Here is a 9,742-nt window from a genome sequence, read left to right as displayed (position 1 = left end):
ACCCTGGATATGGCTGGAAACATGGGATTGATAGCTAAAAAGTGTTTTCCTAATGCTACTCGCGTTACAGACCGATTTCATGTTCAAAAGCTAGCCACAGAAGCCCTTCAGGAAATCAGGATTAAATATCGTTGGCAAGCTATCGATCAGGAAAATGATGCTATAGAAAAAGCCAAAAAGGCAAAAGTAAATTTCGAATCAAAAATACTTTCAAATGGGGACACCCTTAAGCAACTACTAGCAAGAAGTCGCTATTTCTTGTACAAGACCAAATCGAAATGGACTCAAAATCAAACAGAACGAGCTGTCTTACTATTTGAGTTATATCCTGATATTCAAAAAGGATATAATCTAACTCAAGAGCTCCGTGGCATCTTTGAGAATACAAAAGATAAAATAATAGGTTTTGCTAAACTAGCCAAATGGCATGAAAAAGTAAATCAGTCTGGATTTAAGTCTTTCGGCACAATCTCTCGTACAATTATGAATCATTATCAAACCATATTGAACTATTTTGACAACAGAAGCACTAATGCATCTGCAGAATCTTTTAATGCTAAAATAAAAGCATTCAGATCAAAATTAAGAGGTGTTAGAAATATAGAATACTTCCTTTTTAGGCTAACTAATATTTATGCTTAAATTTTATCGATCCACAGGTTTTCGTCTTGGTCCATTGTTTATCAACAACTTTACAACAAAATCGAATGCAATAAAAAACAAAAAAGCTCCTGAGTATCTCAGAAGCTTTTTTCAGTGCGGATAATAGGACTCGAACCTACACGCCTTGCGGCACCAGATCCTAAGTCTGGCATGTCTACCAATTTCACCATATCCGCGTAATTGTGGGTGCAAAGATAAGCATAACTTCGAATTTTCAAAGCAATTTTGAAAAAAAATATTTATTCTCTTTTTTGTATATTTGAAATTCTACAAAAATATTTTAAATGGAAGATATAAAAGCATATGTTCAACAACATAAAGATCGGTTTATCAGCGAATTGATCGAACTATTAAAAATTCCGTCGGTAAGTGCCGACACCGCATACTCACAAGATGTTATTGACACAGCCGAGGCTGTAAAAGCAAGTTTATCAAAAGCAGGCTGTGATTTAGTTGAAATTTGTGATACTCCCGGTTATCCAATTATCTACGGAGAGAAAATAATCGATCCTAATTTACCAACGGTTTTGGTTTATGGACATTATGATGTTCAGCCGCCGGATCCAATGGAATTATGGACATCCCCACCTTTCGAACCCGTTATCAAAACAACAGATATTCATCCTGACGGAGCGATTTTCGCGCGTGGTGCCTGCGACGACAAGGGACAAATGTACATGCACGTAAAAGCATTGGAATATATGGTGCAGAGCAATACGCTTCCGTGTAACGTAAAATTCATGATCGAAGGCGAAGAAGAAGTAGGTTCCGCAAGTTTGGCCTGGTTCGTAGAACGCAATCAGGAAAAACTGAAAAACGATGTAATCTTAATTTCAGACACCGGAATGATTTCCAACCAACAGCCGTCTATTACGACAGGCTTAAGAGGTTTGAGCTATGTTGAAGTGGAAGTTACAGGTCCAAATCGCGATTTGCATTCCGGTTTATATGGCGGAGCAGTAGCCAACCCGATAAATGTTCTGGCAAAAATGATTGCTTCCCTTCACGACGAAGACAATCATATTACGATTCCGGGATTCTATGATAAAGTTCAGGAATTATCTGCAGAAGAAAGAGCCGAAATGGCCAAAGCGCCTTTCAGCTTAGAAAAATATAAAAATGCCTTAAACCTAAACGATGTTTACGGCGAAAAAGGCTATGTAACCAACGAACGCAACTCCATCCGTCCAACATTAGACGTAAACGGAATCTGGGGTGGTTATCAGGGCGAAGGAGCCAAAACAGTTATTGCCAGCAAAGCTTTTGCTAAAATCTCGATGCGTTTGGTTCCAAATCAGGACTGGCATGAAATCACAGATTTATTCACAAAACATTTCACAAGCATTGCTCCGGCAGGAGTTACCGTAAAAGTGACGCCCCACCACGGAGGTCAGGGCTATGTAACGCCAATTGACAGCGTTGGTTATCAGGCAGCAAACAAAGCCTACACCGAAACGTTTGGAGTTCCTGCTATTCCGGTTCGTTCAGGAGGAAGTATCCCAATTGTAGCTTTGTTCGAAAAAGAACTGAAAAGCAAAACTATTTTGATGGGCTTCGGTTTAGACAGTGATGCCATTCACTCACCAAACGAGCATTTCGGAATCTTCAATTACTTAAAAGGAATCGAAACTATTCCGTTGTTTTACAAGTATTTTGTAGAGCTTTCCAAATAGTTCAATTATCGCTATAATTTAAATCCGTTCAGCAATGAGCGGATTTTTTTTTGAGTTTTGAAAATTGATAGTAAGTTGGGCGTTCCCTACGGTCGGGCTGTCCACTGTATCTTTTGCGATTTAGGTTTTAGGTTTAGCCAGATATTATGCCTATCGCAAAAGGATGCCGCTCCCATCCCTAACGCGCAGTCAGGTTAAATAGAGATTATTGATTCCCAAGAAGAAAACTCACAGCATTAACAACTTAGAATCTCAAAAAACTTTCAAAAAACTTGTACATTAAAATTTTATTTCTACATTTGTAGAACAGCATCTATAAACGTAGAGCAAAAATATAGGAATGCGTCAATTTTTTATTTTAGTAATTTATGCCATATTGATTTCGGGATGTAAAAGCAAGCCGATTAATCAAATGATTGATAAGAAAAAAGAAGGAGTCTGGATTGACAATTACGAACAAGACAATATCAGGTATAAATCGGTTGAACATTATAAACATAATGAACCAATTAAAAAATGGAAATCCTATATCAACGGAAAAATCTATAAAACAGAGAAATATAGAAACGGGATTTGTGTTGTAAAATATTATTACGAAAACGGAAAACTACAGTCTAAAGGGAAAACCAAAATTGAAATTGATTCGGTAGAAACACATTGGTTTTATTTTGGAAAATGGAAATTCTACTCGAATAGAGGGAAATTAACAGAGATTAAAAAATACAACAAAGGCGAACTGATTTCAGAACAAGAAATAAAATAAAAGAGGCGCACAAATTGCGTCTGAACAAAGAAATCTTTAAAAACAAAAAATGCAATTATCAAACTCAGAAGAACAATTAATGGAGCATCTATGGACACTTGAAAAAGCCTTTATGAAAGATTTGCTCGAAGCTTACCCGGAACCAAAGCCAGCAACTACAACCGTTGCAACACTTTTGAAAAGAATGATTGACAAGAAATTCGTAGCGTATAACGAATTCGGAAATTCCAGAGAATATTATCCTTTGGTTAAAAAAACAGCTTATTTCTCCAAGCATGTAAACGGATTAATAAGTAATTTTTTTAATAATTCGGCATCACAGTTTGCTTCTTTCTTTACCACCGAAACCAATTTATCCGCTTCGGAATTAGAAGATCTCAAAAAAATTATTGATAGTCAAATTCAAAAAAAGAAAAAATGATAGTTTATCTTATTAAATCAGGAATATTGCTTTTGTTTTTTTACGGAGTGTACAAATTGTGGTTAGAAAATGAAAAAATGTTTAGTTATAATCGCGCTTATTTATTAGGAAGTTTAGTTTTTAGTTTGGTAATTCCGCTTAACTTATTTTTGTTTCAATCAAAAATTCCCGATGTAATAAATGCTTATAATTTAGATGGAATTATAATTATAAACAAAAATAAAATAAATCCATTTATCGAAAATTATAGTTTGAGAGATTTAATTTCGATAATTTATATTGTCGTTTTTATAGGTTTACTTGTTCGGTTTCTAAAGAACTTATTTTCGTTTTATAAAGAAATAGTCCGTAATGAAACTCTGCTTATAAACCATCAAAAAATAGTTCTGATTCAGAAAAACATCTTACCTCACTCTTTTTGGAATTCAATTTTCATTAATAAAGAAGATTTTGAAAATGGTAGAATTTCATCAGAGTTGATAATTCACGAAAAAGCCCATTTACAGCAAAAGCACACTTTAGACATTATTTTCATAGAAGTTTTACAAATTATCTTTTGGTTTAATCCCGTCTTTGTTTTCTATAAAAAAGCCATTAAACTCAATCACGAATTTTTAGCTGATGAGGAAGTAAACAAGCAATTTGACTCTATTTCAAATTATCAGCAAATTCTTTTAAGTTTTGCTTCAAATACAAATTATGTCGCTATAGCAAGTAATATCAACTATTTAATAACTAAAAAACGTTTTATTATGATGACTAAGAAAAAATCTACACGTATTATGCTTTTAAAATCTCTTGTAAGTTTAAGTTTTTTTGTTTTCTTATTTTTTGTTTTTACAACAAAGATTACAGCACAAACAGGAAGTTCTAAATTAAAAGATGGTTTTGCAATACGTTATGATACAACAAGTGTCAAAGAGCCGCAATTCCCTGGAGGAATTGAAGAGTTTTATAAATTTGTGGGGCAAAATTTTAAAATGTCCCAAGAAGCTTCAAAAAATAAAATAACGGCTAAAATTTATATGGAATTTATGGTTGAAAAAGACGGAAGCTTGTCTGAATTTAAAATTGTAAAAGATGCAGGTTACGGTTTAGGAGATGAAGCTATTCGCGTTTTAAAACTTTCTCCAAAGTGGATATCTGCCACACAAGAAGGAAAACCAGTTCGGGTGATGTACAGTTTACCTATCACTATTCAAGCTGATAAGTAAGATATTAATTAAAAAAATCCGCTTCTAAAATTCAGAAGCGGATAATAAAAAAATTCAAAAACTAAAAATAAATCCGTTTAAAACAAATCCGGATTGTATCCAAAATAAGGCATGGTTTCTTCATGAAAAATAACACCATACTCTTCTAATTCCTCTAAAATAGGCATATAAACTTCTTTATTGATAGGAAGCTGCACGCCTGGGGTAGTAATCTTGCCATTCAAAATTAATAATGTTGCTATGGCAACTGGCAAACCAACCGTTTTTGCCATTGCCGTATAAGTTTGATCGTCTCCAATACAGACCATTTTCGAATCAATTTGCTTTTTCTCACCATTCAATTCATAGCCAAATTTATGATACATCACGATCATATCTTTATCATCGGGTTCCAGCGTCCAGCTGTCCGAAAGTATTTTTTCTAAAATCTGTGCCGGAGTTGCATTCGGTAAATTCACTTTTTTGTCAGCATTAAACAAATCCAGTTCCAAAAGTTTATCCCACATAATATCGTCCTGATCGATTTTTAAAATCAAACGCATTTTTATTTCTACTGAATCGGTTGGGTGATAAGGCAAAAATGAATTGGTAAACTGACGATAGCTCATGTTTTCAGAATCTTCCATGATATAACTGTCGTCTGTCATGCCCAATTGTACAAACATATTCCAGGCTTTCGAAAAACCAACTCTTCTGATCGTTCCTCTGTATAATGTCAGTATGTCATCTAAACCATAAATTGAGCGATATTTAAGCGAATCACGGTTAGAATAGGCTTCAAATTTACCGTAACCCTCCACTTCAAGAAACTCTGTTCTGCGAAATAAAGTTCCGTATGGAATGTATTTATAAGTACCTTCCTGAATAAATTTTGCTGCACCACCCTGACCCGCTAATACTACATTCCTGGGCGCCCAGGTAAATTTGTAATTCCACAAATTATTGTCTGATTCGGGCGCTACCAATCCGCCGCAAAAAGATTCAAACAAAAGCATTTTTCCGCCTTTTTCCCTGATTTCGTCAATAACTTTCATGGCACTCATATGATCAATTCCCGGATCGAGGCCCACTTCATTCATAAAAATCAAATTGTTTTTCTTAGCTTCTTCATTTAATTCCTGCATGCCATCACTTATGTAGGAAGCCGTTACGAGGTGTTTTTTGAATTTTAAACAATCTTTAGCAATTTCAATATGTAAATAGGCGGGAAGCATCGAAATTATAATAGAAGCATTTTCAATCGCAGTCTTTCTTTCTTCAACTTCAAAAATATTTAAGGCTATGGGAGTGGCATTGGGATGATTTTGAGTCTTTCTTTCGGCCAAAGCCAAAGATAAATCGGCGACAACAATATGCAGATTTTCGCTTTCAGATTTTAAAAGCAAATACCGTATCAAAGAAGATGAGGATCTTCCGGCTCCAACAATTAGAATATGCTTCATAATTTACATATATAACACAAACATAGTAAATTGTTACAAAAATAACAATTTGTAAATGGTAAAAATTTTAAAACAAAAGAAACAAAGTAAATCGGATTTTATTGAAAAGTACATTTGAAATGTTTTTTGTTTGAGTGAATTAAGACTATTTTTGTGATATTAAAATGTAAAAAATGCAAAGAAAAATAATTATTACAGCTGCAGTTTTTGGAATGTTAGCGATTATTTTGGGGGCTTTTGGTGCACATGCCTTAAAAGCAATATTAACTCCGGAACAATTAACCAGTTTTGAAACAGGTGTTCGCTATCAAATGTACCATGCTTTCTTTTTGTTTTTTGTGGCATCCAGAAACGAATTACCTTTAAAAGTGCAAAAAGTGATATATAATTTAGTACTGGCAGGTGTTCTTTTCTTTTCAGGTTCTATTTATTTACTGACTACAAAAAATGTAACCTCTATTGACTTTAAAATTATAGGATTCGTAACTCCAATAGGCGGACTCCTATTAATCTTCGCTTGGTTAGTGGTTTTAGTTACTTTTTTTAAGAAAAAATCATAAAATTGGTTTAAAAAAATTCTATCTAAATTTTATTACCTAATTTTGTTTTATATATAACATGTAACTTTGTCGGTGTTAATATTTTGTATTATTTATGATTAAATACAAATAATATAACACTGTATTAAGTTGAATTATATTTTAAAATTGATATTTTAGAATAAACAATATAACACAACAATTAAAATTTATGGAGACTAATACACTTTCCACGAAATCGATTTCGCTAACTAATTTAGGAATCAAAAATGCAAAAATTCATTATCAATTATCCGCAGATGAACTACATGCTATGACTGTAGAATCTGGACAAGGCGTTGAGAATTCTACAGGAGCATTGGCGATTAATACAGGTGAGTTTACCGGACGTTCTCCACAGGATCGTTTTATTGTAAAGGACAGTATTACTGAGAATCAGGTTTGGTGGGGAAATGTAAATATTCCGTTTTCACCAGAAGCTTTTGAAAAACTCTTTAATAAGGTAACACAATTTTTATCGGATAAAGAAGTGTTTGTTCGTGATTCATACGTTTGTGCTGATGCCAATTACAAATTAAATGTTCGCGTTGTTACAGAAACTGCCTGGTCTAATTTGTTTTGCTACAATATGTTTTTAAGACCTGAAGAAAGTGAATTAGCAAACTTTACGCCAGATTGGACTGTAATTTGTGCTCCAAGCTTTATGGCAGATCCGGAAATAGACGGAACACGTCAGTCTAATTTTGCTATTTTAGATTTTACCAAAAAAATAGCTTTAATTGGAGGAACTGGTTATACAGGAGAAATGAAAAAAGGAATTTTCTCTGCTTTAAACTTCATTTTACCGGTTTTTGAAAATACGCTTCCAATGCATTGCAGTGCGAATGTTGGAGAAAAAGGAGATACAGCTATTTTCTTTGGTTTATCAGGAACAGGAAAAACTACTTTATCTGCTGATCCGGAACGAAAATTAATTGGTGATGATGAACACGGCTGGACAAGTGAAAATTCAGTTTTTAACTTCGAAGGCGGCTGCTATGCAAAAGTTATTAATTTATCTGAAGAAAATGAACCCGACATTTTTAGAGCCATCAAAAAAGGAGCACTTTTAGAAAATGTGGTTTTCAAAGCCGGAACAAACGAAGTAGATTATGATGATGTTTCGATCACTCAAAATACGCGCGTAAGTTACCCAATTACACATATTGATAATATTCAGCCGGGATCCATTGGTCATAATCCTAAAAATATATTTTTCTTAACCGCAGATTCTTTCGGAATTTTGCCTCCAATCTCAAAATTGACTCCGGGTCAGGCCGCATACCATTTTATTTCAGGATATACTGCAAAAGTTGCCGGAACCGAAGCTGGTGTTACAGAGCCACAGCCTAACTTTTCAGCATGTTTTGGCGCACCATTTATGCCTTTGCATCCAACACGTTATGCTGAAATGCTGACCAAAAAAATGAAAGATGCAGATGTAAAAGTCTGGTTGATCAATACCGGATGGACAGGCGGTGCTTACGGAACAGGAAGCCGTATGAAACTAAAATATACCCGCGCCATGATTACCGCAGCATTAAACGGAGAATTGGATGGTGTAGCATTTGAAAACCATGAAGTATTTGGAATCGCAAAACCACAATCCTGTCCTAACGTTCCAACCGAAATTTTAAATCCGAGAAATACTTGGGAAAACCCTGAGTTATACGATAAAAAGGCAATCGAATTAGCACAGAAATTCAAAGCTAATTTTGCCAAATTTGAAGAGTTTGCCAATGCTGAAATTTTAGCAGGTGCCCCAAAAACAGAATAAGGAAGATTATTAATTCAAACTAAAAAAAGCTGTTCATATCGAACAGCTTTTTTGTTTGGTTTCCAATCGCAGTAAAAAAAAATAAACACTGAACACTAACTGCGACTGAAAACAACACTGAAAAGTTTATTTTTTTGCCTCGTCAATACGTTTTTGAATCAAGTCCCAGGTATAATAATGAAATGTCATTCCGTTGCTCATGGCCACAAAAAGACCGTTTTTGTAATTTCCTCCTAAATTAAAACTAGTAGCATCTGCACCATCACATTCAATTGTCGAAGTTGGAATTTCTGCCAATAAAGGATATTCATTCGGATTACCTTTAACACCTTCTCTCGGATACACCATAAAAGTATTGGCTTGTTGATTGGATACTAAAATATATCCTGTAGAATCCGTTTTTTTGTAAATAGCGATTCCTTCGTTATCCGCTTTGAAACCCGTTTTCCCAAAAAGAGCCAATTCTTTATTATCATTTAAAGCAGGATCGGCTTTGTATTTTCTGATACCAAATTGTTCGTCACTGTATAAAATAGTTCCCAATTCATTATCAACAGCAATGGCTTCAATTTCTTTTTTCCCGCTGTAAGCACCAAATTTTCTAACCACTTTTGCTACAGCAAATTTTCCTGAACCGGCTAATTCATATTGCCATAAATAGCTTCCTGAAGGTCCTGATTTTCTTCCCACTACAGCAAATATTTTACCGTCAGTAGGACGTGTGTATAAAGCAATTCCCATTGGATCACGTAATTCTTCACCTTCAAAAACTGAAATTCCTCCATTATCAATTGCTTTTAAATCAGGTACACTAAAAACTCTTATTTTGTTGTTTTCGCGTTCAGTTGTCACGGCAATATCAACTTTTTTCCCGTCAAGTATTAAACCATAAGCGATATCAACATTGTTAGGCCTCTTTAAAACTTCCGATTTTGCGACGATTTTCCCTTTTAAATCAAAAGCATACAAAGCTCCGTCTGTATCTTTATCTGTTCCAACAATAATACTTTTTGAAGCATCAGTTGGGTGAACCCAGATAGAAGGATCATCTGTATCATGAGGCAAAGCTTCTGTAACAGCTGTTGGTTTTACTGCATTTGCAGCAACAGGCGCTAATTTACCATCTTTACAAGCTGTAAATAAAACACTTGACAATAAAAAAGCGAGTATAAATGTATGTTTCATTAAAATTTTTATTTGAATATAATTAG

Annotated in this window: 9 protein-coding genes and 1 tRNA gene; 7 read left to right on the top strand and 3 right to left on the bottom strand. The window is 34.4% G+C overall.

Going from position 1 to position 9,742, the window contains the following annotated elements; genetic code table 11:
• Positions 1-642 (top strand): ISAon1 family transposase (locus tag ACEN2I_RS17435; RefSeq protein WP_441767383.1); only part of this gene is annotated, 642 nt, incomplete at its 5' end.
• A 115-nt stretch (positions 643-757) separates the two neighbouring features.
• Here the strand turns inward: ACEN2I_RS17435 and ACEN2I_RS17430 are convergent.
• A tRNA-Leu gene (locus tag ACEN2I_RS17430) sits at positions 758-839 on the bottom strand.
• 108 nt (positions 840-947) lie between these two features.
• Between ACEN2I_RS17430 and ACEN2I_RS17425 the strand changes: the two genes are divergently transcribed.
• From ACEN2I_RS17425 to ACEN2I_RS17410, 4 genes are all read left to right on the top strand, one after another.
• Positions 948-2,336 carry a dipeptidase gene (locus tag ACEN2I_RS17425; RefSeq protein ID WP_441767382.1) on the top strand — a complete coding sequence of 463 codons (1,389 nt, stop codon included), beginning with the start codon at positions 948-950 and terminating at the stop codon, positions 2,334-2,336.
• A gap of 340 nt (positions 2,337-2,676) precedes the next feature.
• The gene (locus tag ACEN2I_RS17420; protein ID WP_441767381.1) at positions 2,677-3,099 is read left to right on the top strand and encodes a hypothetical protein; all 423 of its coding nucleotides are present in this window, start codon (positions 2,677-2,679) and stop codon (positions 3,097-3,099) included.
• Positions 3,100-3,148: 49 nt separating this feature from the next.
• Entirely contained in the window at positions 3,149-3,520 is a 372-nt protein-coding gene (locus tag ACEN2I_RS17415; RefSeq protein WP_441767380.1) for a BlaI/MecI/CopY family transcriptional regulator, read from the top strand.
• Complete coding sequence (locus ACEN2I_RS17410; protein WP_441767379.1) at positions 3,517-4,734, top strand: M56 family metallopeptidase; 1,218 nt, start codon at positions 3,517-3,519, stop codon at positions 4,732-4,734. Before ACEN2I_RS17415 ends, ACEN2I_RS17410 begins: the two co-directional genes overlap by 4 nt.
• Positions 4,735-4,811: 77 nt before the next feature.
• Here the strand turns inward: ACEN2I_RS17410 and ACEN2I_RS17405 are convergent, their stop codons facing one another.
• Entirely contained in the window at positions 4,812-6,176 is a 1,365-nt protein-coding gene (locus ACEN2I_RS17405) for a saccharopine dehydrogenase family protein (RefSeq protein WP_441767378.1), read from the bottom strand.
• Positions 6,177-6,349: 173 nt separating this feature from the next.
• On the opposite strand from ACEN2I_RS17405, the gene ACEN2I_RS17400 reads away from it, so the two are divergent.
• Positions 6,350-6,736, top strand: coding sequence for a DUF423 domain-containing protein (locus ACEN2I_RS17400; protein WP_441767377.1), 387 nt, complete (start codon positions 6,350-6,352; stop codon positions 6,734-6,736).
• Between the two features lie 190 nt (positions 6,737-6,926).
• Positions 6,927-8,531: a phosphoenolpyruvate carboxykinase (ATP) gene (gene pckA / locus ACEN2I_RS17395; RefSeq protein WP_441767376.1), complete on the top strand. Its 1,605-nt coding sequence runs from the start codon at positions 6,927-6,929 to the stop codon at positions 8,529-8,531.
• Positions 8,532-8,657: 126 nt separating this feature from the next.
• Here the strand turns inward: pckA and ACEN2I_RS17390 are convergent, their stop codons facing one another.
• The gene (locus ACEN2I_RS17390) at positions 8,658-9,716 is read right to left on the bottom strand and encodes a phytase (protein WP_441767375.1); all 1,059 of its coding nucleotides are present in this window, start codon (positions 9,714-9,716) and stop codon (positions 8,658-8,660) included.
• Positions 9,717-9,742 lie beyond the last annotated feature (26 nt).

The sequence above is a fragment of the Flavobacterium sp. W22_SRS_FK3 genome (assembly GCF_052113665.1).
Lineage (GTDB): Bacteria > Bacteroidota > Bacteroidia > Flavobacteriales > Flavobacteriaceae > Flavobacterium.
The sequence above is the reverse complement of the archived record's forward strand: the minus strand, read 5'-3'. Positions and strand labels throughout refer to the sequence as shown.